This is a genomic window from Bacillus sp. FSL K6-6540 (assembly GCF_038007545.1).
In genome coordinates, this window is record NZ_JBBOXH010000002.1 from 217,442 (window position 1) to 241,672 (window position 24,231).

The 24,231-nt window shown below is 44.9% G+C and carries 24 protein-coding genes; 6 read left to right on the forward strand and 18 right to left on the reverse strand.

Annotated features, from left to right (window positions below):
• Positions 1-106 precede the first annotated feature (106 nt).
• The 11 genes from MHH82_RS33525 to MHH82_RS33575 all read right to left on the reverse strand — a co-directional run bounded on the left by MHH82_RS33525 (position 107) and on the right by MHH82_RS33575 (position 9,786).
• Positions 107-466, reverse strand: coding sequence for a hypothetical protein (locus MHH82_RS33525; RefSeq protein WP_032726927.1), 360 nt, complete (start codon positions 464-466; stop codon positions 107-109).
• 14 nt (positions 467-480) lie between these two features.
• Entirely contained in the window at positions 481-2,388 is a 1,908-nt protein-coding gene (locus MHH82_RS33530) for a DUF6792 domain-containing protein (RefSeq protein ID WP_032726928.1), read from the reverse strand.
• Positions 2,389-2,393: 5 nt separating this feature from the next.
• Positions 2,394-3,116: a hypothetical protein gene (locus MHH82_RS33535; protein ID WP_032726929.1), complete on the reverse strand. Its 723-nt coding sequence runs from the start codon at positions 3,114-3,116 to the stop codon at positions 2,394-2,396.
• Between the two features lie 245 nt (positions 3,117-3,361).
• Positions 3,362-3,991, reverse strand: coding sequence for a bifunctional phosphoribosyl-AMP cyclohydrolase/phosphoribosyl-ATP diphosphatase HisIE (hisIE, locus tag MHH82_RS33540; RefSeq protein ID WP_003228125.1), 630 nt, complete (start codon positions 3,989-3,991; stop codon positions 3,362-3,364).
• Positions 3,988-4,746, reverse strand: coding sequence for an imidazole glycerol phosphate synthase subunit HisF (gene hisF, locus MHH82_RS33545; RefSeq protein WP_015714777.1), 759 nt, complete (start codon positions 4,744-4,746; stop codon positions 3,988-3,990). The genes hisIE and hisF overlap by 4 nt, the downstream gene beginning before the upstream one ends.
• The gene (gene hisA, locus MHH82_RS33550) at positions 4,743-5,480 is read right to left on the reverse strand and encodes a 1-(5-phosphoribosyl)-5-[(5-phosphoribosylamino)methylideneamino]imidazole-4-carboxamide isomerase (protein WP_041850488.1); all 738 of its coding nucleotides are present in this window, start codon (positions 5,478-5,480) and stop codon (positions 4,743-4,745) included. The genes hisF and hisA overlap by 4 nt, the downstream gene beginning before the upstream one ends.
• Positions 5,477-6,115, reverse strand: a complete 639-nt coding sequence (hisH, locus tag MHH82_RS33555) for an imidazole glycerol phosphate synthase subunit HisH (protein WP_042975255.1) — start codon at positions 6,113-6,115, stop codon at positions 5,477-5,479. Before hisH ends, hisA begins: the two co-directional genes overlap by 4 nt.
• Entirely contained in the window at positions 6,116-6,700 is a 585-nt protein-coding gene (gene hisB, locus MHH82_RS33560; RefSeq protein WP_003243389.1) for an imidazoleglycerol-phosphate dehydratase HisB, read from the reverse strand. It lies immediately after the preceding gene.
• A complete protein-coding gene (gene hisD, locus MHH82_RS33565) occupies positions 6,697-7,980 on the reverse strand; it encodes a histidinol dehydrogenase (protein ID WP_340797428.1) in 1,284 nt (427 codons plus the stop codon). The genes hisB and hisD overlap by 4 nt, the downstream gene beginning before the upstream one ends.
• Positions 7,977-8,618 (reverse strand): ATP phosphoribosyltransferase, encoded by a 642-nt coding sequence (gene hisG, locus MHH82_RS33570; RefSeq protein ID WP_015251138.1) that lies wholly within the window; start codon positions 8,616-8,618, stop codon positions 7,977-7,979. Before hisG ends, hisD begins: the two co-directional genes overlap by 4 nt.
• Entirely contained in the window at positions 8,611-9,786 is a 1,176-nt protein-coding gene (locus MHH82_RS33575; protein WP_014481016.1) for an ATP phosphoribosyltransferase regulatory subunit, read from the reverse strand. The genes hisG and MHH82_RS33575 overlap by 8 nt, the downstream gene beginning before the upstream one ends.
• Before the next feature lie 250 nt (positions 9,787-10,036).
• Here MHH82_RS33575 and MHH82_RS33580 point away from each other — a divergent pair, with 250 nt between their 5' ends.
• On the forward strand, positions 10,037-10,789 hold the full coding sequence (locus MHH82_RS33580) for a C39 family peptidase (protein WP_015483750.1): 753 nt from the start codon (positions 10,037-10,039) through the stop codon (positions 10,787-10,789).
• A 239-nt stretch (positions 10,790-11,028) separates the two neighbouring features.
• On the forward strand, positions 11,029-11,694 hold the full coding sequence (gene pelC, locus MHH82_RS33585) for a pectate/pectin lyase PelC (protein WP_003242578.1): 666 nt from the start codon (positions 11,029-11,031) through the stop codon (positions 11,692-11,694).
• A gap of 19 nt (positions 11,695-11,713) precedes the next feature.
• Here pelC and hprF read toward each other — a convergent pair whose 3' ends face one another.
• From hprF to hprK, 5 genes are read right to left on the reverse strand one after another with little or no spacing between them, the layout of a single operon-like run.
• Positions 11,714-12,232 carry a heptaprenylglyceryl phosphate O-acetyltransferase gene (gene hprF, locus MHH82_RS33590; RefSeq protein WP_003244270.1) on the reverse strand — a complete coding sequence of 173 codons (519 nt, stop codon included), beginning with the start codon at positions 12,230-12,232 and terminating at the stop codon, positions 11,714-11,716.
• A 3-nt stretch (positions 12,233-12,235) separates the two neighbouring features.
• The gene (gene ppaX / locus MHH82_RS33595; RefSeq protein WP_014481021.1) at positions 12,236-12,886 is read right to left on the reverse strand and encodes a pyrophosphatase PpaX; all 651 of its coding nucleotides are present in this window, start codon (positions 12,884-12,886) and stop codon (positions 12,236-12,238) included.
• Entirely contained in the window at positions 12,883-13,821 is a 939-nt protein-coding gene (locus tag MHH82_RS33600) for a nucleoside recognition domain-containing protein (RefSeq protein ID WP_071577323.1), read from the reverse strand. Before MHH82_RS33600 ends, ppaX begins: the two co-directional genes overlap by 4 nt.
• A gap of 23 nt (positions 13,822-13,844) precedes the next feature.
• Positions 13,845-14,654 carry a prolipoprotein diacylglyceryl transferase gene (gene lgt / locus MHH82_RS33605; RefSeq protein WP_003242661.1) on the reverse strand — a complete coding sequence of 270 codons (810 nt, stop codon included), beginning with the start codon at positions 14,652-14,654 and terminating at the stop codon, positions 13,845-13,847.
• A 13-nt stretch (positions 14,655-14,667) separates the two neighbouring features.
• Positions 14,668-15,600, reverse strand: coding sequence for an HPr(Ser) kinase/phosphatase (gene hprK, locus MHH82_RS33610; RefSeq protein WP_003228097.1), 933 nt, complete (start codon positions 15,598-15,600; stop codon positions 14,668-14,670).
• Between the two features lie 181 nt (positions 15,601-15,781).
• On the opposite strand from hprK, the gene nagA reads away from it, so the two are divergent.
• From nagA to nagR, 3 genes are read left to right on the forward strand one after another with little or no spacing between them, the layout of a single operon-like run.
• Positions 15,782-16,972: an N-acetylglucosamine-6-phosphate deacetylase gene (nagA, locus tag MHH82_RS33615; RefSeq protein WP_072175107.1), complete on the forward strand. Its 1,191-nt coding sequence runs from the start codon at positions 15,782-15,784 to the stop codon at positions 16,970-16,972.
• Positions 16,969-17,697, forward strand: a complete 729-nt coding sequence (nagB, locus tag MHH82_RS33620; RefSeq protein ID WP_064671535.1) for a glucosamine-6-phosphate deaminase — start codon at positions 16,969-16,971, stop codon at positions 17,695-17,697. Before nagA ends, nagB begins: the two co-directional genes overlap by 4 nt.
• Before the next feature lie 17 nt (positions 17,698-17,714).
• On the forward strand, positions 17,715-18,446 hold the full coding sequence (gene nagR / locus MHH82_RS33625) for an N-acetylglucosamine utilization transcriptional regulator NagR (protein ID WP_072175108.1): 732 nt from the start codon (positions 17,715-17,717) through the stop codon (positions 18,444-18,446).
• Positions 18,447-18,465: 19 nt separating this feature from the next.
• Here nagR and MHH82_RS33630 read toward each other — a convergent pair whose 3' ends face one another.
• Positions 18,466-22,335, reverse strand: a complete 3,870-nt coding sequence (locus MHH82_RS33630) for a metallophosphoesterase (protein ID WP_072175109.1) — start codon at positions 22,333-22,335, stop codon at positions 18,466-18,468.
• Positions 22,336-22,499: 164 nt separating this feature from the next.
• Between MHH82_RS33630 and MHH82_RS33635 the strand changes: the two genes are divergently transcribed.
• Positions 22,500-22,961, forward strand: coding sequence for a MarR family transcriptional regulator (locus MHH82_RS33635; protein ID WP_072175110.1), 462 nt, complete (start codon positions 22,500-22,502; stop codon positions 22,959-22,961).
• A 38-nt stretch (positions 22,962-22,999) separates the two neighbouring features.
• Here the strand turns inward: MHH82_RS33635 and cypX are convergent, their stop codons facing one another.
• A complete protein-coding gene (cypX, locus tag MHH82_RS33640; protein ID WP_021480698.1) occupies positions 23,000-24,217 on the reverse strand; it encodes a pulcherriminic acid synthase in 1,218 nt (405 codons plus the stop codon).
• Between the last annotated feature and the right edge of the window lie 14 nt (positions 24,218-24,231).

Sequence of the window (24,231 nt, forward strand, 5' to 3'; positions counted from 1 at the left end):
TACTCTTTCTCAATCATATCAATGGCGAGAGACTTTTTCAGTATATTTTTGCCGTGATGAAAATAAAAGATCTCCCACTCATTGTTTGAATAGGAGATTTTTTATGTTAGACATCTTTCACAGGCTTCTTTTTTCTATAAGTCAATGTTACATCCTGCTGTCGCAGGTCTTCAATTATCATTTTGTACCGATCAACTTTTGCGGTATGTTCCTCTTTTATCATCTCAAGGGCAGCTTTTCGTTTTTCGCTTTTCGACTCAAGTTCTTCTTTTATTTTTTTTACAATCAATCCTTTTTGTCCTTTGATTTCCTCTTTTAATGAAGACTCAAATTTCTTTGTCAGGCTGAGAAAGTCGTTGATCGGTTGATTGAGGGTGCCCGCTTTCCCCTTCATTTCATCTTGAGTAAGAAACATATAGGTCGTTGATACAATTTCTGTTTCACTTTCTGAAAATAAGGAAGTCACTCTTCATATTCCTCCTAAGGCTGAAAATCAAATAACTGAGAAATCATTTCTTCTTTTTCAAACAGCTTTTCAATACTCTCACGGATATTTTTGATAAAATCTCTTTTTTCTGTTGTCTGTTTTTTTAATTCAGCAACAATTCCATCATTAGCAGGAAGCGCACCTGTGTGGAATGATTCATGAACAGAGATTTTCTCCAATTTATCGAATGTGTGGCTGAAACCAGCTGCAAGCCGGAATTGAAGATCGAAGGCATAATGCGAAGGGTTTTCTTCCATATGATGAATCGCCGTGGTGATCGCCTGTTTTTTATCTATGAAGTCTTCATCGATTTCCTGACTGTAAACCTTCTGGTACTTAGAAATCGCATCTTCCATATCTTCAACGATTTTCATACCGTTTTGATAGATTCTGACAGCGGATGAGAGATTGACTTGAATCGTTTCTCCCGAGCCGCTCTTCCCTGTAAAATAAATATCGGAGCCTTTATAGCTGAAGCCTTTTTCCTTTGACAAGGCGTTGAGCATTTGAACGATACTGTGGCCGTCGACGATAAGTTTTAGTGCGTCTTTTGTTTCTGTGTCGAGTGTTTTCAATGAGGACAGAATTGATTTTACGTAGTCCACTATTTCACCAACGTCTTTTAAAGCTTGCATAAATTGGCCATGCTTTAGATGGTCAATGAAATGTTCGTACCGTGATTCTATGCCTCGCATACTCGCATTAATATTCGTTAATTCTTTTTTGATGACTTTCTTTTGCGTTTCATCAATATAACCATTTTCAGCTAACTGATCTACGACCGGTCCGCTGTTTCTCAACAAGGTATGAAGAAAACCTAAAAATGAAGGCAGTTCTTCTTTTATTCGGCCATACATTTGCTTAACATCATCAAAATGCTCATATAGGACACTTACTTTCTTTAAAGCGCCGTCTGTGTTTTTCACTTTTTCAATCAGGTCTATGTCTATCCCGCTGGCTGCCTTTATAAAACCGTTCAAGCCGTCTTTTTCATAGTCATCCTTATATTTTTGAAGGAATTTTTGAATTGACCTCACATCTTCGTCAGGAACCCCATCCATAATATTTCGGATGCCTTTTACACTTGTATTTGTATCTGCCATCTTCACATCACCGAATGTAATGAAATCGGCCTTGCCGCTGACTCCATACAGCGGGTCATCTTTTGAGATGCGTTGGGTGATGTTTGCTGTCACGCCTTTGTCTTCATAATATTTTTGGATTTCTTTTTTTAACTTTTCTGGCGGGATATCATTAATATCTTTTAAGCGTCTAATATGAAATTTATGCATTAACCTATCTCTCAAATTCAAATCAGTTGCTAGTAGGTGGTCAACGCTTATTTGAGCTCCGTTAACCCCATAAACTTCATCAAATTCTCCGTCAATTAATTGAACCATCACCTGATTATTATTTGCCAGTGAGTGCCCCATAGCAAAGGTCTTTAAATCATTAGAATTCTCTGTTTCTCTTTTGGCATTTCTTACAAACTCTTTTGTCGCTTGGTACTGGCTGTCATCTATCCCTAAAAAGAGACCAAAGAAATTGTATGACCAGTCTTCGTTATCAGCACTCCCCTCTGAAATAATATGAAGTTGATTAACGTGTTGTTTATCATCCTTAATATAAATAGCTGTACCATCATATCCGGACTCTCTTATTGATGTATCTATTTTCGAATTTTTTTTAATAAGTTCATTAGATGTGTATATTTCCAGATTTTTTGGAAGATCTCGATGTGTTTCTTCTTTGTATATTCGACGCACCTCGACTTCAAAATCTGTTTTAGCTCTCTTTATTTCACTTTCAATATTAGAAGCGAATTTTTCTTTATAATCGTACTCCAAATCAATTAAACGCAGCTTTACATTTTCATTTTCAAATATATTCTTATTTTCCATTTTCTCTATTTCTCCTTTTTAACTTTTAAAAAGGTAATAGAATCAATTATTTTTCGAACTTTTTTTTCTGCTTCTTCTTTCTTTAATGAACAAACCTCTTTACCCTTATAGCAAGAAAAACGAAAAGAATACTCTATTCCTAAATATTCCTCTTTTTTAGATTTAACATAACCAAAAAATCTATAAGAAAAATTATTCTTTTCATCCACATCATCAAAACTGCTTTTCTTTTGAGCAGAATATACAATTTTATCAGATAGCTCTCTTTCTTCGTATTTTCCTTTATAGCTATTTCTGCCACTTACAATGTCAAGCATTGTATCCTTGTCATTCGCAAAACTTTTTTCTTGATGATAATCTAATTGCCCGTCATATTGAATGTTAGTTTTTTTATTGAAACTATCAAATACTATTGTTTCCTCATTTTCACCTTTACTTGAAAGATCAGGTACATACTCCCCATCCTCCGGAAACAACATCCTAAAACCTTTCAGCTTAGATTCTAGCAAATAATATCCTGGTTCCTCTTCTTTTGTTGACACCATGTACTCTCTCGTTTTCTCGTCCTGAAACGCAGGTACTTGAGGCAGATCCTTGGGATCCATGTCTTTTGGTTTTACCGCTTCTGTTTTATTGTCATTTGTGGTGTTTTTATCATTGTCATTCATACTGCATCCTCCTGTCAGGGCAAGTAATAAGCTGAAGCAAATAAAGATGATCTTTTTCATTACGAACCTCCACGGGTTTTGTGAGAATAGTATTCTATTTTTATATCAAAAATAATTCTATTGACCTGGTTAAGAGATGATTATTTCATCCTTTTTCATGTTACATCATGGCGGAATTTGGATAAATAGGAAATCAGACTCGGTTTTGATCTCCTTTTATTAACTAATCATATATAACACCCCATATAAATCTAAATACCTATTACTTTTTTCACAAAACAAAAAGAGCCGTATCATACGGCTCTTTACTCTTCTTTCTCAGAATGGCGTTTTTTCAATACGTCAAGCACATCATCCAGCGGCAAGGCTTGTTCTCTGAGCAGGACAAGCAGGTGATACAGCAGGTCTGCCGCTTCCCATTTGAGTTCCTCGTGGTCCCGATTTTTCGCGGCGATGATGACTTCGGATGCTTCTTCACCGACTTTTTTCAAAATCTTATCGACGCCTTCACGGAAAAGGTAAGTAGTATAAGCTCCCTCAGGCATTTCCGCTTGGCGTTCCGCTATCACACGCTCCAGTTCGTTCATGATGCCGAATCGGCCTGCGGCCTGTTCTTCTGTTTGTTCCTTCATAAAACAGCTGTAGCTGCCAGTGTGGCATGCCGGGCCGGATGGCTCTACAAGTACGATCAATGCGTCCTGGTCGCAGTCATACCGGATACCTTTGACGGCTTGCGTGTTCCCTGAGGTTTCTCCTTTATGCCATAACGCTTGGCGTGAGCGGCTGTAAAACCATGTTTCCTTCGTTTCCAGCGTTTTTTCGTACGATTCCTTGTTCATATACGCAAGTGTCAGCACTTCTTTGCTTGCCGCATCCTGCACGATGGCAGGAATTAATCCGTCCTCGTTAAAACGCAGTTCATCTGCCTGTTTCATCTCACATTCACCCCGTATTCTTTCAAGTATGATTTCACTTCTTTAATCGATGTTTCTTTATAATGAAAAATTGAGGCGGCCAGCGCGGCGTCAGCTTTTCCTTTTGTAAAAGCCTCAAGCATATGCTGTGCGTTTCCCGCGCCTCCCGAGGCGATAACAGGGACGGGGACAGCTTCGGAAACAAGCTTTGTCAGCGTGTGGTCGAAGCCTTTTTTCTCACCGTCAGAGTCCATGCTTGTCAGCAATATTTCTCCTGCCCCGCGTTTGACGCCTTCTTTTGCCCACGCGGTGACCTCCCAATCTGTTTTCTTTCTGCCGCCGTGCGTATAGACCTTATATGTGTCAGATTCTTTGTCATACTTGGCATCAATGGCAAGAACGATGCATTGCGAACCGAAAAACTCGGCTCCTTCTGCAATCAGCTCAGGGCGAAGAACAGCTGCCGTGTTCACCGACACTTTGTCCGCTCCGGCACGCAGTATCGTTTTCATATCGCTGAGCTGATTGATGCCGCCGCCGACTGTAAACGGAATGGCAAGCTTCGCGGCAACCTGCTCCACAACGTCAACCATCGTCTTTCGTCCTTCGTGCGAGGCGGAGATATCAAGAAAAACAAGTTCATCCGCACCTTCCCGGTCGTACACTTCGGCGAGTTCAACTGGGTCACCGGCATCCTTCAATTCGAGAAATTGAATTCCTTTGACAACGCGTCCTTCTTTGACATCAAGGCATGGGATAATCCGTTTTGTGATCATTTGCGCTTCACCCTTTCAAGCGCCTCACACAGCGTAAACTGATTGGTATACAACGCTTTTCCGATGATTGCTCCAGAGACGCCGTCCGCCTCATAGCGGGCGAGGTCTTCGAGATCCGTGACGGAGCTGACTCCGCCTGAAGCGATCACCGATTTCCCCGTTTCCTTAGCAAGCTCGACCGTGCTTTTAACATTGGGGCCTGACAGCATTCCGTCTGTCGCGATGTCAGTAAAAATAAAGACTTCCGCACCTTCATTGGCAAGCTCTTTGCCCAGTTCAGTTGCCTTAAGGGTTGATGTTTCCAGCCATCCCTCTGTTGAAACAAAACCGTTTCTCGCATCCAGTCCGATTGCAATTTTCTCGCCATATTGTTTCAGCATTTTTTTGACAAACGGAGGGTTAGAAACTGCTGAGCTTCCCAGGATCACCCGATCGACTCCTGCTGATAAATATTCATAGACGTCTTTTTCGGAACGGATCCCGCCGCCGATTTCGACTTTCAGGTTCAGCTTTTGCGCAATCTCAATCACATGGCTGTCATTCACTCTTTTCCCTTCTTTGGCCCCGTCGAGATCAACGAGATGGATCCATTCGGCACCCTCTCTCGCAAATAACTCAGCCATCTCGTACGGTGAATCGCCATATATCGTTTCCTTATTATAATCCCCTTGAACAAGGCGGACACATTTGCCATTTCTCATATCAATCGCCGGATATAATGTAAAAGCACTCATTTTTTCACCTTCTGTTCTGCTGCCATTTTCGTAAATTGGGTTAAGATAGACATTCCGACCGTGCTGCTTTTTTCCGGGTGAAATTGGGCGCCGAAGACGTTCCTTTTTCCGACTACAGCAGGTACTCGCACACCATAATCGGCGCTTGCCAGAAGCGCGTTCTCCTCCATCCCGTCAATGTAATAAGAATGAACGAAGTAAGCGTAGCCTTGTTCTGTTTCAGACAGCAGCGGAGATTCATTATGAAAAGAAAGACGATTCCAGCCCATATGCGGAACCTTCAGCTTGTTTCCTTTTTCATCTTCTGCTTTCAGTCTGACTGCTTTTCCTTTTAACAGCCCGAGTCCTGAAGCGGTGCCGTTTTCTTCGCTTTCTTCAAATAAAAGCTGCATGCCGAGGCAGATCCCTAGAAGCAGCCTTCCTTCTGAGACCATATCGTGAATCAATTGATCAAGCTTCGTGTAGCGCAAATTGTCCATCGCGTCTCCAAATGAACCGACTCCCGGCAAAATGAAGGCATCAGCTTCTTTCAGCTCCTCCGGCTTTTCAGAAACAAAATACGGCACGCCGACACGTTCAAGCGCCTTTGAGACACTGTATAAATTCCCCATTCCGTAATCTATCACGCCGATCATTTACAGCATCCCTTTCGTTGACGGTATTCCTTTAACTCGCGGATCGATCGTTGTCGCTTCATCAAGCGCACGTCCCAGTGCTTTAAAAACGGCTTCAATCATGTGGTGGGTGTTTGTGCCATAATGAACGATGACATGCAGGTTCATTCGAGCTTCGAGCGCCAGCTTCCACAAAAATTCATGTACAAGCTCCGTATCGAAAGTTCCGACTTTAGCAGCCGGGAAGTCAGCGCGCATTTCTAAGTGCGGCCGGTTGCTTAAATCAATCACAACTTGAGCAAGTGCCTCATCCATCGGCACAAACGCCGATCCGTAGCGTTTGATTCCTTTTTTATCGCCCAACGCTTCGAGCAGCGCCTGCCCTAAGCAGATGCCGATATCTTCAGTCGTGTGGTGATCATCTATATCAACATCGCCTTTTGCGTTAATGGAAAGATCGAATTGGCCGTGTTTCGTGAATAAATCCAACATATGTGTCATAAACGGCACATCTGTTTTGATATCCGCTTGTCCCCCGCCGTCTATTGTAAATGCCAGCTCAATATCTGTTTCGTTTGTTTTCCTGACGCGTTCCGCTTTTCTCATTTAGAAATCCTCCGTTCTCTCGCTTCAATTGATCTGGCATGGGCTTCTAACCCTTCCAGTCTGGCAAAAGCCGCGATGCTTTCAGCATGTTCTTCAAAGGCTGATTGACTGTAAGAAATAATGCTCGATTTCTTTTGAAAATCAGTTACGTTTAATGGACTTGAAAATCTGGCTGTTCCGTTTGTCGGAAGCACATGGTTCGGTCCGGCAAAATAATCACCGACAGGCTCAGGGCTGTATCTGCCTAAAAAAATTGCACCCGCATGTTTGATACTGCCAAGCAAAGCTTCCGGAGACTGTGTTATGATTTCTAAATGCTCTGGCGCGAGTGTATTGACAGTATCAATCGCTTCCACCATTGTTTCCGCCACATATATACAACCGTAATCTCTCACTGAAGCTTCCGCTATTTCTCTTCGCGGCAAGGTTTTCAGCTGCTTACTCACCTCGGCTGAAACCGCCTCGGCCAGCGCCAGGGAATCTGTGACAAACACACATGAGCTGAGCTTATCGTGTTCCGCCTGTGACAGCAGATCGGCTGCAATTTCGCTCGGAATCGCTGTTTCATCAGCCAGCACGACGATTTCACTAGGTCCGGCAATCATATCGATATCGACATCGCCGAACACTTCCCGTTTGGCAAGCGCGACATAAATGTTGCCCGGACCCGTGATTTTATCCACCGGCTCAATGGTTTCTGTTCCGTATGCTAAAGCCGCAATCGCCTGAGCGCCGCCCATTTTGTAAATGTCTTTTATGCCCAGCTCGGCTGCAGCAACCAAAACTCCAGGAGACAGCAGACCGTCTTTTCCCGGAGGCGTGACGAGAACGATTCTTTCAACGCCCGCTACAAGCGCCGGAATCACATTCATCAAAACAGATGAAGGATATGCGGCCGTTCCCCCCGGCACATATACACCGGCGGAATCCAGCGCCGTCACTTTCTGCCCCAGCATTGTGCCGTCCTTTCTGTGATAAAACCAGGAGGATTCAAGCTGTCTTTCGTGATATTCCCTAATATTTTCGATTGCCTGCCTAATCACCTGAAGAAGACGTGGATCCAGTGAGGTGTATGCCTCCTCAAATTCTTCTTTTGTGACCAGCGGGCTGTCTATTTCGATGCCGTCAAATTTCGCCGTGTAGCTGCGAACCGCCTGATCACCGTTTGCTTTAACATCTTCAATAATGGACCGGACCGTCTTTCTTTGCTCTTCCGTTCCGGCATCGATGGAACGCTTGAGAGAAAGCCGTTCCGCTCCGCTGATGGTTTTGATCTTCATTTTGCCGTCTCTCCTTCCACAACGAGAGATAGGCGGGATGCCATTTCGTCAATCACATCGTCTTTCATGCGATAGCTTACCGGGTTAACAATAAAGCGAGAGGTAATGTCACAAATGTGCTCCGTTTCAACAAGCCCATTTTCCTTCAGCGTCTGTCCTGTGGAAACAATGTCCACTATCCGATCTGCAAGCCCAATGAGCGGAGCCAGTTCAATTGAACCGTTGAGCTTAATAATCTCGACTTGTTCTCCCTGCTCTCTGAAATAACTGGAAGCCACATTCGGATACTTTGTCGCGATTCTTGGCGCTACGCCGCTCCAGTCTGTATTCGGAAGTCCGGCGACAGCTAAGTGGCATTTGCTGATTTTTAAATCAAGTACCTCATACACATCGCGTTCCTCCTCCAGCATGACATCCTTGCCCGCAATTCCGACGTCTGCCACGCCATGCTCCACATACGTGGTTACGTCCATCGGCTTCGCTAATATGAAACGAAGATTTTCCTCCGGCACATCGATGATCAGTTTTCTCGAATCTTCAAACTCCTCAGGGAGCCTGTAGCCTGCCTGCCTCAGCAACCCTGCCGCTTCTTCAAATATCCGGCCCTTTGGCATCGCCATTGTGAGTAACTTACCCATTTTGCTCTTCCTTTCTGGCACCGATAAAATAAGTGACGTTTGCAAAAGATTTTGTCATCTGGTCGATATTTTCTATTCCCGATAAATCTTGAAGAACCACTTTGTTCCCTTTCATGCGTTCTTCATTCGCATAAGCGATGGCTTGCGCCCGCTGCTCTTTGCTGAAAATAACAGCGTCTATATCACAAGGTTCTTCTTTCATATGAAGGGCTTCAATCAGCCGGTCGATCCGAAGCCCGAAGCCTGTTGCCGGTGCAGGTGAATCAAAATGGCCCAGCAGCTTGTTGTAACGGCCACCGCTTCCAATGACAAAACCGACATTCTCGGCGTACACTTCAAATAAAATCCCTGTGTAATAGCTCATGTGGCTGACCATATTCAGATCCAGGCGGACATTTTCCGTACATCCGTAATCCTCAAGAATGTCCCACAGCGCCTTCAGCTCATCAACCACGCTTTTTCCTTGCGCAGAATCGACGATTTCCTCGGCACGTCCGCATACTTCTATACCGCCCCGCAGTTCAAGGAGCTCAAGCAGCCTGCTTTTATCAATGGAGGAAAGCGGGAGAGACTTGACATGCTCTCTGTAGCCGACGTAGTTCTTTTCATATAAGAACCTCCGCAGCACATCAGCTCGTTCAACGTTCCCGAGCACCTCAACAAACAAAGCATCCGCAATGCCGGCATGGCCGATGGCAATTTTAAAGGATGCCAGCCCAGCGTTTTTCAATGCCCCGACGACTAAAGCAATGACCTCCGCATCCGCGCTCGTCGTGCCGTCACCGATTAACTCCACTCCGACCTGCTCAAACTCAGCCGGACGTCCGCCTTCACGCTCCTGAGCCCTGAATACATTTGCCGCATAGCCGACTCTTAGCGGATGACCGTGTTTCAGAAGCTTCGATGCCGCCACCCTTGCAATCGGCCCCGTCATATCCGGGCGAAGCACCAATGTCTTGCCGTCCTGATCAAGTAGCTTAAACAGCTGTTGCTCTTCAATTGCTGACTGGACGCCAACGGTATCGTAAAACTCCAGTGTCGGCGTTTCCATAAATTGATATCCCCATTTATCAATCAAATCGGTTAACGATCGTCTCACCTTTTTTTTCGTTTCGTATAAACCGGGCAGTGTATCTCTCATGCCGTGCGGTTTTTCAAACATAAACATCAACCCGAGCACCTCCGCTGTTATCTTATGAAGGAAAATTCCGAATCCTTTAGTTCGCTAATATGATAATATGTTAGCAGATGAAAGAATGAAAATCAACGCTTAACTTCAGTAAGGATTTTTTTAGTTCAAATATCCTTCTCCTCATTATGAAAAAATCATGAACAATGTATTAAAGGTACGTAATATCTCAAATTCTTTATGTTTGGCATGCTATAATACAAATCAAATAGAGAACAAGGAGATAAAGATGAAAACACTGCGAACTCTATGTGTCCTGATGATTCTTTCAGGCGTTATTTTTTTCGGACTTAAAATAGATGCAAAAGATATAGATATTCCTTTTTTGAACAGCCTTAAAAAAGTGGTTTCTGATAGCGATACAGACTCAGCTGCGAATAGCAAAAAGGAGCTGAAGGGAAGCGCAAAACCGCTGGATGTCATCCTTTACAATCAAATGGACGCACCCCGGCTCTATAACGGCTGTGAAGTAACAAGCCTTGCGATGGTGCTGAATTACGCAGGATACGACGTGACAAAAAACACCCTGGCAAATCAGGTTGCCACAGTGCCTTTGACATACAGCAGCGGATTAAAGGGTGATCCGAATGACGGATTTGTCGGGGATATGGCGAATGGCCCTGGTCTCGGTGTCTACCATCGACCGATCTATCAGCTGGCGAAAACCTATGCGGGAGACAAAGTGTCCGATCTGACTGGAAAAAGCATTTCTGCTGTTTATGAACAGCTTGAAAAAGGCAATCCAGTTTGGGTTATTACGACAGCCAACTTTACGCCAGTTGACAACATGCAGACATGGAAAACGCCAAACGGAACGATAGAGATTACGTACAGCGAACACAGCGTCGCCGTTACGGGATATGATGATAAATATGTGTATCTCAATGATCCGTATGGCTATAAAAACAGAAAAACCGATAGAACAAGCTTTGAAAAAGCGTGGAAACAAATGGGCAGCCAGGCCGTAGTTATTCAAAAGTAAACACCTGAAGCCTCACTATGCTCTATCCTGAGCAAATACGACAATATTCATGCTTTTTGTTTCAATCGGTAAGATCGATTCATTTTCCATTTATCATCCAGAATTGTCTTTACTTTCAGGCTATCTGTTTTTATGATTAAAGCAGATTCAGCCTTGCCCCGATCTATGTGAGAGAAGCCGGTGCAAGTCGCTGACGCTTCTCTTGCAAAAAATGAAAGATATCCGAGGAGGATTTATCATTGAAAAAAATCGTGTCTATCCTATTTATGTTCGGTTTGGTTATGGGTTTCAGCCAGTTTCAGCCATCAACCGTTTTTGCAGCTGACAAAGTGGTGCACGAAACAATTATCGTACCAAAAAATACAACATATGACGGGAAAGGACAGCGGTTTGTGGCAGGGAAAGAATTAGGTGACGGAAGCCAGTCAGAAAACCAAGACCCTGTTTTTCGTGTGGAGGATGGAGCAACCCTGAAAAATGTGGTGCTTGGTGCACCTGCAGCTGATGGCGTGCACACTTATGGAAACGTTAACATTCAGAATGTGAAATGGGAAGATGTTGGTGAGGATGCGTTAACGGTGAAGAAGGAAGGAAAAGTGACGATCGACGGCGGTTCTGCTCAAAAAGCGTCAGATAAGATATTCCAAATCAATAAAGCCAGTACCTTCACAGTGAAAAATTTCACGGCGGACAATGGCGGGAAGTTCATTAGACAGCTTGGTGGTTCAACCTTCCACGTTGATGTGATCATCGACAAGTGCACCATCACAAACATGAAGGAAGCGATATTCCGGACGGACAGCAAAACAAGCACGGTCAGAATGACAAATACACGCTACTCTAATGTCGGTCAAAAATGGATTGGTGTTCAGCATATTTACGAAAACAACAACACTCAATTTTAACCAAAAAAGTCCGCTGATGTTATTCAGCGGACTTTTTCAATCTTTCTTGCATTTCTTCCTTCGTATAGATGATCCTCATCGGATTTCCGCCGACAAATGCCCCGTCAGGCACATCCTTATGGACAAGCGTTCCGGCGGACACAACTGCGCCATCTCCTATTTTCACCCCGGGCAGAATGGTCGTGTTGGCACCAATCATCACTTCGTCTCCGATCAGAACTTTGCCGATCCGGTATTCGTGAATCAAATACTCATGGGCCAGAATGGTCGTATTGTACCCAATGATTGTATTTGTTCCGACTGAGATCTTTTCCGGAAACATGATATCTGGCATCACCATGAGGGCAAAGGATGTCTGTTTTCCAACCTTCATCCGCAGAAATGTACGGTACAGCCAGTTTTTCATCCCTATAAACGGCGTGTATCTCGCAATTTGAATGACAATGAAATTTTTGACGACCTTTAAAAAAGGTACCGTTTGATAGACATGCCACAGTGAGTTGGCTCCCGAGACCGGATGACGATCTGTTTTTCTCACAGATTACTTCACTCCAACGATTTGTAATAGATCACTCATTTTCTCAAGCATAAAATCCGGCTCATGCTTCGCCAGCATTTCCGGCCCTTTAATCGTCCATGCGACTCCTGCCGTTTTTGTACCGGCGTTTTTGCCTGCCAGCACATCGTGGTAATTATCTCCGACCATAATGGCTTCCTCGGGCTTGCTTCCTAACTGTTTCAGCGCTAACAGCACAGGCTCGGGATCAGGCTTTGCATTTGTCACATCATCAAGGGTGACAACTGTTTCAAAGAATTCGCCGATTCCCGTGAGCTTGAGGCCCATATTGACAGTATCTCTTAATTTTGTTGTCACAATTCCTAATGTAAAGCCGGCTTTTTTTAATGCATCCAGGGTCTCATATACCGTTTCATATTCAGTCACGAGTGAATCATGCATGTCATGATTGTACGCTCTGTACATAGCGATCATATCCTCGCATTTATCAGGGTCCATCGAAGAGAACGTTTCAAAAAGAGACGGCCCGATAAATGCAAGGACATCTTCTCGTTTATACTTGCTCGGATAATAATGCTCCAGTGTATGCAAAAAGGACGCGATAATTAATTCATTCGTATTAATAAGCGTTCCGTCTAAATCAAACAGAATCGTCGTTACTTGTTTGTCACTCATATTGCTTCCTTTCCAACCGCTGAGGGTTTCCATTTTTTCCACGTGTGCGCAATAGCCATTGTCAGCAGAACTGCTGTGGTGACACGAATCAAAAGAAGCGGCCAGACTGGTATGCCGAGCGGAATAAAGACAAGTGTATCTTCCACGACCGCGTGGCAGGCAACGAGAAATATAAATGCCAATGTCATATCCCGCTTGCTCACGCCGTCATCCTCGACAGCTTTGATCATGACACCCGCTCCGTAGGCCAGACCAATCGTCAGTCCCGCCACCATCGTCATAGACGTATTTTTATTCATGCCAAGCAGCTGCGTAAACGGAGACAGCCACCTGGAGAACCGATGCAGCCAGCCTAAATCTCTTAAAAACTGGATGATGATCATCAGCGGTATGACAATTGCCGCCAGCTGCAAAACACCAAGTCCGGCTTTCGTTAAGGCTTCTGCCAGCATCGCCAGCCAGCTGTCTGGCGCCGCGCTCTTCGCAGCAATAAAACCATACTGCGCAGTTTCCTGTCCGCCATGCCAAATGAGGTTGATGACGATGGCTGACACAGCTGCTAAACCGATGCGCACGGCCAATATGACGCCAATTCTGATGCCAACCTTTGCGGCAACTGTCGATTCAATAATCAAGTTATGACAGAATGAAAGCATAACAGCTAAAATAAAGACTTCTTTCACAGATAAATCCAATGTTAAAATCCCGGCAATTCCCGCATACAGATTCAGCATATTTCCCAGTACAAGCGGAATGGCCGCTTCACCGGAAAGCCCGAAGAGACCCATTACCGGTGTGATCAGCCGTACAAGCCAATCCATGACAGGCGTATGCTGAAGCAAAGTGACCAATAGCGTTACCGGGAAAATCACTTTACCGAGTGTCCATGTTGTTTGAAGACCTGCCGCAAGACCGGCCAGAAAGATCTTCTTCATCCCTCATCCCCCTTTGTTGACGTCTACTCCGCGTACCGCTCCTTCGAGTATCCCTTGACGCGTCTGAAGATGATGGCTGCCACAGCCAAAACAATCAATACGATTGAAATCACCTGAGCGATGCGAAGTGAATCAGTCAGCATTAAGCTGTCAGTCCGCATTCCTTCAATAAAGTATCTTCCGATTGAATACCAAATGATATAGATCAAGAACATCTCGCCTCTACGCAAATTCGCTCTGCGCAGCAGCAGTAAAACAATGACGCCGACAAAGCTCCATAGTGATTCATATAAAAAAGTAGGATGATAATATTGCCCATTGATATACATTTGATTGATGATAAATTCAGGCAGGTGCAGGTTTTCTAAAAAGGCTCTGCTGACAGCCTCGCCGTGCGCTTCCTGATTCATGAAGTTCCCCCAGCGGCCGATCGCCTGGCCGAGCAAAATGCTGGGCGCGGCAATATCTGCAAGCTTCCAGAACGAAAGGTTTTTCACTCTCGAAAACACATATCCCGTTAAAATGGCGCCGATTAATCCGCCATGAATGGCAATGCCGCCCTTCCAAATCTTAATGATTTCTCCCGGATGTGCCGCATAATAGTCCCATTCAAAGGCAACGTAATAAATTCGCGCGCAAATAATCGCAATCGGAATGGCAAACAGGACAAGATCAATAAACGTATCTTTCTGCAGCCCCCGTTTTTCACTTTCCCTCATCGCAATCCACAGCCCGAGCAAAGCGCCGAGACCGATAATGATTCCGTACCAATGGACGGCTAACGGCCCCAGCTGAAATGCTATCGGATTGAGTGGTTCTATCGCTTCATTCATTTAACGCCAACTCCTATTCTTCTTGTTCACCGTCTTCAATGACGTCCGCCAGCTTGTTGGTGAATTGTTCAGCGGCATTCAGCCCCATCCGCTTCAATCTGAAGTTCATTGCTGCCACTTCGATGATAACTGCAAGATTTCGGCCTGGACGGACGGGAATCGTCAGTTTTGTGATTTCTGTATCAATGATTTTCATGGTCTCTTCCTCAAGTCCGAGCCGGTCGTATTGCTTGCCCTGCTCCCAAAGTTCAAGATTCATGACAATCGTGATTCGTTTATTGCTTCTGACCGCGCCGGCGCCAAACAGCGTCATCACGTTGATAATGCCAAGCCCCCTGATTTCAAGGAGATGCTCAATTAATTCCGGAGCGTTTCCGACAAGGGTATCCTGATCCTCCTGCCGAATTTCAACGCAATCATCGGCAACAAGGCGATGCCCTCTTTTCACAAGCTCCAGCGCTGTTTCGCTTTTTCCGACGCCGCTCTTTCCTGTGATCAGCACGCCGACACCATATATATCGACAAGAACGCCATGAATTGCTGTGGTAGGCGCCAGCCTGCTCTCAAGGAAGTTGGTTAAACGGCTTGACAGTCTTGTCGTTTTCAGCGGCGATCTGAGGACAGGCACCCCATTTTTCTCGGAGGCGTCAATCAGCTCCTGCGGGATGGGCATATCTCTAGAAAGAATAATAGCTGGTGTTACATCAGTGCACAGAGAATCCATTCGCTGTTTTTTCTCCTCTTCAGGAAGCTGTTCAAAGAAAGAAAGCTCTGTTTTTCCGAGAAGCTGCACGCGCTCTCTCGGGTAATATGTAAAATATCCGGCAATTTCAATGCCTGGTCTTGATAGGTCACTCATTGTAATCGGGCGGTTAATTCCTTCTTCTCCGCTGATTAATTCCAAATTGAACTGTTCCATTACGTCTTTTGTGCGAACCTTTGCCACGATATGTTCCTCCTGTTCCGGGCTGCCCCGAGCTTGCTCACAATACTTTCATTTTATCACTTTCAGGCTTGAACCTAAAACAGATTTTATAAAAGGCGGGAAAACACCTCAGCTGGTCTAGATCACTAGTCTGAAAAAGAGTAAAATAAAGGTATTCAAATTCCAGAAAGGCGGATCATCTATGGCAGAGAGTCTTCTTATCAAAGACATTGCGATCGTGACAGAAAATGAAGTAATCAAAAACGGCTATGTCGGAATCAATGACGGAAAAATCAGCACAGTCTCAACAGAACTGCCCAAGGAGTCATATTCAAAAGAAATTCAAGCACCTGCGGATTCCGTTTTGCTTCCCGGCATGATTGACATTCATATCCACGGCGGCTATGGCGCAGATACGATGGATGCAAGCTTTTCTGCGCTCGACATCATGTCGTCAAGACTTCCCGAAGAAGGCACGACGAGCTTTTTAGCCACAACGATTACCCAAGAGCATGGGAACATTTCTCAAGCTTTGGTGAACGCAAGAGAGTGGAAAGCGGCTGAAGAGTCCTCTTTATTAGGTGCAGAACTGCTCGGCATTCATTTAGAGGGCCCCTTTGTTTCACCTAAAAGAGCCGGAGCGCAGCCAAAAGAGTGGATTAGGCCTTCGGATGTTGCGCTTTTCAAAAAGTGGCAGCAGGAGGCGGGCGGACTGATCAAAATTGTTACACTTGCGCCGGAGGAGGATCAGCATTTTGAACTGATCCGCCATTTGAAAGAAGAATCGATTATCGCGTCCATGGGGCACACGGATGCCGATTCCGCAATGCTGTCGGATGCCGCAAAAGCAGGGGCGAGCCATATGACCCATCTGTACAACGCGATGAGCCCGTTTCATCACCGAGAACCCGGAGTGATCGGAACGGCGCTGGCCCATGATGGGTTTGTGACAGAGCTAATAGCCGATGGCATCCACTCCCATCCTTTAGCGGCTAAGCTTGCTTTTTTGGCGAAAGGCAGCAGCAAGCTCATTTTAATTACCGATTCCATGAGGGCAAAAGGACTGAAAGACGGCGTATATGAGTTCGGCGGCCAAAGTGTGACGGTAAGAGGACGAACAGCTCTTCTTTCAGACGGAACCCTTGCCGGTTCGATCCTCAAAATGAACGAGGGCGCACGGCATATGCGTGAGTTTACAAATTGCTCTTGGACGGATATAGCTAATATAACTTCTGCAAACGCGGCCAAACAGTTGGGCATCTTTGACCGAAAAGGCAGTGTGACTGTGGGAAAAGATGCAGATTTGGTGATTGTCAGCAGTGATTGCGAGGTGATTCTCACCATTTGCCGCGGAAACATTGCATTTATATCCAAGGAGGCTGACCAGATATGAAAGTAATGGAATGTCAAACGTATGAAGAGCTAAGCCAAAAAGCAGCCAGAATAACGGCAGATACAATCAAAGAAAAACCTGATGCCGTTCTCGGGTTAGCGACGGGCGGCACACCGGAAGGCACTTATCGCGAGCTGATCCGCCTGCACCAAACTGAGAATCTCTCATTTCAAAACGTCACTACAGTTAATTTGGATGAGTACGCCAGACTTTCAAGCAATGACCCGAACAGCTATCACTTCTATATGAATGACCGTTTATTTCAGCGTATCGACAGCAAGCCTAGCCGGCATTTTATTCCGAATGGAAATGCAGACGATTTGGAAGCCGAATGCAGACGGTATGAACAGCTAGTCGAGTCCCTCGGCGGCACTGACATTCAGCTTCTCGGCATCGGCCGAAACGGACACATCGGCTTTAACGAACCGGGAACCTCTTTCAAGTCGCGAACTCATGTTGTGACATTAAATGAGCAAACCCGCCAAGCGAATGCCAGATATTTTCCTTCCATAGACAGCGTGCCGAAAAAAGCACTGACAATGGGAATTCGAACGATTCTCTCAAGCAAACGCATTCTGCTGCTTATTTCTGGGAAAAGCAAAGCAGAAGCTGTTCGTAAGCTGTTAGAAGGAAACATAAGCGAAGATTTTCCCGCATCTGCTTTGCACCTGCATTCCGATGTCACGGTTTTGATTGATCGTGAAGCCGCGTCATTAAGACCTTGAAAGGAACATGCTGACTTATGAATATCAATAAACAATCGCCTATTCCGATTTATTATCAGATTATGGAGCAATTAAAAACCCAAATTAAGAGCGGAGAACTGCAGCCGGATATGCCTCTTCCTTCTGAGCGCGAATATGCCGAACAATTCGGGATCAGCCGGATGACAGTTCGCCAGGCGCTTTCTAATTTAGTTAATGAAGGCTTGCTCTATCGCCTGAAGGGGCGGGGCACCTTTGTCAGCAAGCCAAAAATGGAACAAGCACTTCAAGGGCTGACAAGTTTTACCGAGGATATGAAAAGCCGCGGGATGACACCGGGCAGCAGGCTCATTGATTATCAGCTTATTGATTCAACTGAGGAGCTCGCGGCTATATTAGGCTGCGGGCACCCCTCCTCTATCCATAAAATCACTCGGGTGCGGCTGGCAAATGATATTCCAATGGCGATTGAGTCCTCACATATTCCGTTTGAGCTTGCGGGTGAATTGAACGAATCGCATTTTCAGTCGTCGATCTATGATCATATTGAAAGGTATAACAGCATACCGATTTCCCGTGCAAAACAGGAGCTTGAGCCAAGCGCTGCCACCATGGAAGAAGCGAATATTCTTGGTATTCAAAAGGGAGCGCCTGTCCTATTAATTAAACGAACGACATATCTGCAGAACGGAACTGCTTTTGAGCATGCAAAATCCGTATACAGAGGCGACCGTTATACATTTGTCCACTATATGGATCGTCTTTCATAAAAAAAGCCTCCAACCCTTTTTAAGGATTGGAGACATGGCGAAAATCAAACTGGTCTGGTGCCGGACGATATGTTTCTTTTTTCGTCTTGAACTTCCAGATCGGTGATTTCGTTTTGCCGTTAAAACTGTCTTCCACTATAATGTACCAATAATAAACAGACTGCGGTTCAAGATGATCCCAGCGGAATTCAGCTGTATCCCCGCTCTTCACTTGCTCCCGTTTTCCGAGCTCTTCATTGGTATATACGTTACATTCAAAATAATCGGTTTCCACCTTTTTGATTCTTGGCTTCAAATCAAGCGAAAGGGAAAATTCATCCTTGTTGCCATAGGTATCCGTATCATAGTAATTCTTATCCTTTACATACGGAGAATACGTCGATACGTGTACCATGTCATTGGCCTGGTCAAATTGAAGCAAACGCAAATACCCTTGACCGCCTTCTGGTCCGCCCTGATAATCGGCCAGCATTTGATGCACAAGACGATCCGGCTTCCCATCACCATCATCATCCAGCTCATCTGTTTTTCTCATCGCACTATGATAATGCCCGCTCAACACCATCACGACATTCGGGTTCGGCTTTACGATTTCTTTGAATATTTTCTCTCCGATCGGACTTCTGTTTCCGCTGACCAGCAAATACTCATGAAAAGCTAAAATGGCCATCCGGTCAGGATGCTTCTTCAGCACCTGATCCATCCACGCAATGTCCTGATCCGTTATTCCCCATCCCATGTAAAGCATGATATAATCATTGCCGTTGCTCGAAATCAGGTCATAATGTCCGCGGTTATTTTTATAGGAACCGCCATAATGCAATTTTTTATCAAAACGATCGCTGCCAAAATATTTGCCAAACACCCTGTAGGAGCCGTCCTTATGCCCGACATCGTGGTTGCCGGCCAGCACGCCGTAAGGTATTCCGCTCTTATCCAGAACGGACATTGACCGATCAGCGTTTTTCCACTGTCTGATATCGGCGGAATCATCTACAATATCACCCGTGTGGAACACATATTTGATATTGAGCTGCTTTTGATTATCTTTTATCCATTCGGTCTGTTTATCAAAAATATGCGGATAGCTTTCGGCGTAATACTGTGTATCAGACATCCAGACAAATGTGTACATATCCTTCGCAGGAGGAATTTCATCCTGTACAATCACATTCATTTTCGACTCCCGTACAAAATCGGCGGCAATCACAGACGCTTTCAGCGTAAACGGTTTGTCATCCTTCGCGACGAAGCTGTCAACAGGCTGCCATTCGTTTGTCCGATAATTCCAAGCATACATCGTCACCTTTCTCCCCGGCAAAGAACTGCCCTTCCAGACTGCTTCTGCCAGATCATTCTCATCAATTGATGGATCAACCGTCACTTCAAAGCGATGATAAGGGAAAAGCTCTTTGTTTTCTGTCGATACTGTTTTTCCATCAGCAGCAGATACCCGCTCCAATTCTTTATTCGTAAATGGGGTCTCACTTTCCGGCACAAAGCTTTTCGGCGGTTCAGTCAGTGACGCGTGCTTAAATATTTTCACATGATTTCGCGCTGTATATTGAAATCCCCTATAAAAACCAACATCCATGGCATCATTCGTCGGATCTTTCACCCGTACAGAAAGCTTGGCCTTATGCGTGTCGGCTTCGCTGTCTATAACCTCCGGCTGGTCCGGATGCTCTCGTTCGGTTTTAAATATCCTCTCAATCACTGTTTTATTGCCCGCGAGATCCGTTGCTGTCACTTTTAGAGAATGTTTTCCCGGCAAAAGATCAGAAGAGGACGTATGATATGGGAGTGTAATGCTTTCTCCATCTAAAGACGCTTCCGCTTCCTCAATTTTGCTCCATTTATCATACATATCCGCCTGCAGGATAAGGTTTCCTTTATACGTTTGCCCCTCGGTGATATTCGGCTCAATGTGAGGTCCTGAATTATCTACCCGTACAACCAGGCTGACATTTTCCTTGCCGTCGCTTGCTTGAATATGGTGAGCGCCTTCAGAAAGCTTTGATGTGTCCCACTCCAGCAGCTGTGATGTAAACAGTCCGTCAGGCAGATTGAACTGAAATTGCCAGCTTTTATTCGAGCGCTGATTATCGCCAATAAAGAGTTCCTTCTCAGGGGACACCCTCTGATCCCTGATCACCGTTCCATCCGATAACACCAATCGGGCGTTTTTGACTAAGAAGTCATCACGGTTTTCAGCCGTATCAAACGGAGACACCTTCGAACCCGATCGTATTGTAATACGCTGCAGCTGCTTCCCTTTCCGAAGCAGTGTCTCTGGCAATGGAACAGAATAGGTGCGGTATTTATTTGTTGTATCATCGAACACCTTCAGCACTTTGCCTTCCATCGTTACCGCGTTTTTAAAATAAAGGTTCGTTTTCCTCGTATCGAATGCAAAATATACTTCTTTTTCCATCGCGGGCTCTGTCACTTGTTTTTTCCCGTCAATCCATAGCTTAATGCGGTCAGCTCGCCCTTCTGTCGTGGCTTTGAGAAATTGAGTTCCCGACAGCGTGTCTCTGTTTTCAATATTCATCCGCAGACCGTGCGACTTGCTTGTTTGTTTAATATCAATCATTTTGACCGGCGTTCTCGCTTCATTGATCCCGTCCCCGGCCGCCACATAATACTCTAGCTGATCCTTCCCGATCAATTCAGGCGAATACACAATATAATGGTAGAGATTATCGTTGCGGTCTTTTTCAGCAAGAATTCGCTTAAACGGTTTGTTCTCATCCGTCCGGTAGTAAAAGGCCGCTGTTTTCACTAGACTTCGGTCCCGTATGTCAGCCCGCAGCTCAATGCTTTCAGCAGGGCGAACAGGCTTGCGGTCAGTCAAATCCTCAATGACCGGCTTTTCTTTATCGAGCTTGATTTTTCGTTTCTGCTCGGGCACCTGTGCCTGTAATACGGTTCCGGGAGATGGATTCTTTTCCCCGATTGAAATGTTCAGAAGTTCTGCGGTTCCGTTCAACGGATACTTATAAAGCACTGATGACAGCCGGCGCAGCGCATGTTTCCGATAATGCGCAACCGAAATGTCCTTTCCTGTATTCGTTGATATCACAACGGCCCGCGGCCTCGTATTGGCCATACCCTCTGTCTCGTCTATCACCGCGAGATTTTTTCCTTCTTTAAGTTGTGTCTGATAATAACGATTGAAATCCTCTGACGTCAATTCTGGATGCCCGGCAGGCTTCAGCCAGACGACAAACGTTTCGCCGGATGGTATCAAGATCCTTTCATCAGGTCTCCAAATCAGATCGGAGTCAGGCCCTTCTTTTGGGTAGCGGTAACGGATATGGTAGTCTTTAAAATCAATCGTTCTGTCAGTCGTATTAAAAATCTCAATAAATTCATAACCGTCTGCACGTCCTATATTCTTCGTATCAACCGCCAGCTCTGTGATCAGAAGCTCCGGAATATGGGCAAGGTCAGCCTGGTATCCTTCAAGCTTCAGTTTCTTCATCTCCGACTCCACCCGCTGCTTCCCATTCGACATCACAATGTAATACTCAAGCTCGCTGTTCCAAATCAAACGTTTCGGAATTTGTGCCAAAAACTTGCGGACCGCTCCGGGGGTCGGGTCCATCGGCACCATTTTGTAGCCCAGCTCATTACTTTGTTTATAAAAAAGAAAGGCGGAAAATGCTTGATACGAATTATCGCGAACTTGAGCCTCAATCATTAGATTGTTTCTCATTTCAGCTTTCACATCAATTTGAGGAGGATTTTCAAGCAAGGGTATGTAATGAGGCGTTTGAAATAGTTCCTGCTGTACAACAGGAAAAGCTTTTGATTCATGATGGCCGCCAGACAAAACGGAAAGAAAAGACAGTAATATAGAAGCAATAACCGTGTATTTCCTCATCAAAGCACCTCCCTTTTCATGTATTTTGCGTCTGAACAGGGAAGCTTATGAGTTCATTTTTGTGCATAAAGAACAAAAAAACGTCTGCCTCTTGAAAATTCCACTATTCCCCAGTAAACTAAGGATAGTTAACCAGTTAACAATTAAATCAGAGAGGCAAATTGATGAACAACAGCATTCATGATGAATTATTTCAAGCTATACAACAATTCGCATTAAAAAGAGATAAACGCGTCTGGCAAAAGGTGCAGATTCCGTCCTCACAACATCTCGACCACCTCAAAAAAGACTGGACATTGACCCAGCTTCACATTGTTTCCTGTTTACATACCAGCAAAAATGTGAATAACAGCTTCTTAGCATCCCGCTTACATATCTCAAAAGCAGCTGTTTCAAAAGCAATTCAAGCTTTGTTGAAACATAACATCATTACAGTGACAAAAAAGCCGGGCAACAAAAAAGAAATTTTTTATACGTTAACTGAAAGCGGCAAAGAACTGGCGGGGTTACATGAACGGCTTCATCAAAAAGCAAAGGAGCAATACAAACAGCTCTTCAATAAATTTTCAATTGATGAGTTGAAAACAGTGACTGCGTTTATTAACTTGTGGATCAAGCATATGTAAAAAAGCCTCACCCGCACGGGAGAGACCTTTCCATATTATTAAGCCCTGTCAAATACAATATGAAGTGAGACGGGTCCGCGTGTATACAGACCGGACTCAGCATAACAAAAATCTTCCTCTAATCTGATATTCCGCATCTTATCCAGCACAATATTAGCTACAATTTCGATTTCGGTTTTGGCAAAAGCTGCTCCTACACAGTTATGAATGCCGGATCCGAAAGCGAGATGCCGGGCGGCGCCGCTAAAAGCGCTCTTGATGCCAAGATCTTCCCGATGAATATTAAACACGTCAGGCTGTTCAAATGCTTCAGGGTCCCGGTTAGCCGCACCGATCATACAAAAAACAATCGTATCTTTTTTGATTTCCATACCGCCGACCACTGTATCTTGGGACAGCTGCCGCGGAATCAGCTGAACCGGCGGTTTATAACGCAATGTCTCCGCAATGGCTCTCGGAACTAACGAACGGTCAGCCAAAACATCATTCATCTGCTCAGGATTGTTGAGCAAATGGTAGATCATCAGTGCCAGCGTCTTATCAGCCGGTTCCGTTGCGGCTAACAGCACATTAAGAATCAGTGCGAGTATATCCTTGTCCGACATCGCCATGCCTTCATATTCAGAAGTACATAGGATGGAAATTAAATCTGATCCCGGATTGACGCGACGTTCTTCAATGACCGGCATCAAGTATTGGGAAAGCTGTTCGCTGCACCATAACGAATGTGCCCGCGCTTCAGGAGATTGAGAGATACTCGTGATAAAATCGGCAACTCCGCTGTGCCACTCAGAGATTTTTTCATGGTCTCTTTTATCCAGCCCGAGCATGTCCATCGTGACGCACACCGCAAACGTCTTTCCAAAATCATTGACGAGATCAATTTTCCCTCTTTCAAGATAGGGCGCTAACAAGTTTTCTGCATTTTGTTTAATCAATGGAGACAGATGATCCAGTGCGTCACCGATGAAGCTTCTCACTACAATTCTTCTTTTGGCAGAGTGTTCTTTTCCATGCATTTGGGCCAGTACAGGGCCTCGCATTACTGGTTCGGCACGCTCAACAAGTGATTTCGTCGTGAAAATATCCGGATGCTGAAGGATATAGCGGACATCATGATAGCGGCTGATAAAATAACTGTCTATCGACTCTTCATAATGAACCGGATCTTCCTCCCGCAGTTGTGAAAAATAAGCATATGGATTGTTTTGAAATTGATCAGAAAGCACACTAAACAATTTAATCGATTGGCTCATGTTTTACTCCCCCT

Excerpts from the sequence above, each read along its gene's own strand:
- MHH82_RS33530 (WP_032726928.1), bottom strand. The coding sequence starts at position 2,388 with ATGGAAAATAAGAATATATTTGAAAATGAAAATGTAAAGCTGCGTTTA.
- MHH82_RS33535 (WP_032726929.1), bottom strand. The coding sequence starts at position 3,116 with ATGAAAAAGATCATCTTTATTTGCTTCAGCTTATTACTTGCCCTGACA.
- hisIE (WP_003228125.1), bottom strand. The coding sequence starts at position 3,991 with ATGAAACAGGCAGATGAACTGCGTTTTAACGAGGACGGATTAATTCCT.
- hisF (WP_015714777.1), bottom strand. The coding sequence starts at position 4,746 with ATGATCACAAAACGGATTATCCCATGCCTTGATGTCAAAGAAGGACGC.
- hisA (WP_041850488.1), bottom strand. The coding sequence starts at position 5,480 with ATGAGTGCTTTTACATTATATCCGGCGATTGATATGAGAAATGGCAAA.
- hisH (WP_042975255.1), bottom strand. The coding sequence starts at position 6,115 with ATGATCGGCGTGATAGATTACGGAATGGGGAATTTATACAGTGTCTCA.
- hisB (WP_003243389.1), bottom strand. The coding sequence starts at position 6,700 with ATGAGAAAAGCGGAACGCGTCAGGAAAACAAACGAAACAGATATTGAG.
- hisD (WP_340797428.1), bottom strand. The coding sequence starts at position 7,980 with ATGAAGATCAAAACCATCAGCGGAGCGGAACGGCTTTCTCTCAAGCGT.
- hisG (WP_015251138.1), bottom strand. The coding sequence starts at position 8,618 with ATGGGTAAGTTACTCACAATGGCGATGCCAAAGGGCCGGATATTTGAA.
- MHH82_RS33575 (WP_014481016.1), bottom strand. The coding sequence starts at position 9,786 with ATGTTTATGTTTGAAAAACCGCACGGCATGAGAGATACACTGCCCGGT.
- MHH82_RS33580 (WP_015483750.1), top strand. The coding sequence starts at position 10,037 with ATGAAAACACTGCGAACTCTATGTGTCCTGATGATTCTTTCAGGCGTT.
- ppaX (WP_014481021.1), bottom strand. The coding sequence starts at position 12,886 with ATGAGTGACAAACAAGTAACGACGATTCTGTTTGATTTAGACGGAACG.
- MHH82_RS33600 (WP_071577323.1), bottom strand. The coding sequence starts at position 13,821 with ATGAAGAAGATCTTTCTGGCCGGTCTTGCGGCAGGTCTTCAAACAACA.
- lgt (WP_003242661.1), bottom strand. The coding sequence starts at position 14,654 with ATGAATGAAGCGATAGAACCACTCAATCCGATAGCATTTCAGCTGGGG.
- nagA (WP_072175107.1), top strand. The coding sequence starts at position 15,782 with ATGGCAGAGAGTCTTCTTATCAAAGACATTGCGATCGTGACAGAAAAT.
- nagB (WP_064671535.1), top strand. The coding sequence starts at position 16,969 with ATGAAAGTAATGGAATGTCAAACGTATGAAGAGCTAAGCCAAAAAGCA.
- nagR (WP_072175108.1), top strand. The coding sequence starts at position 17,715 with ATGAATATCAATAAACAATCGCCTATTCCGATTTATTATCAGATTATG.
- MHH82_RS33630 (WP_072175109.1), bottom strand. The coding sequence starts at position 22,335 with ATGAGGAAATACACGGTTATTGCTTCTATATTACTGTCTTTTCTTTCC.
- MHH82_RS33635 (WP_072175110.1), top strand. The coding sequence starts at position 22,500 with ATGAACAACAGCATTCATGATGAATTATTTCAAGCTATACAACAATTC.
- cypX (WP_021480698.1), bottom strand. The coding sequence starts at position 24,217 with ATGAGCCAATCGATTAAATTGTTTAGTGTGCTTTCTGATCAATTTCAA.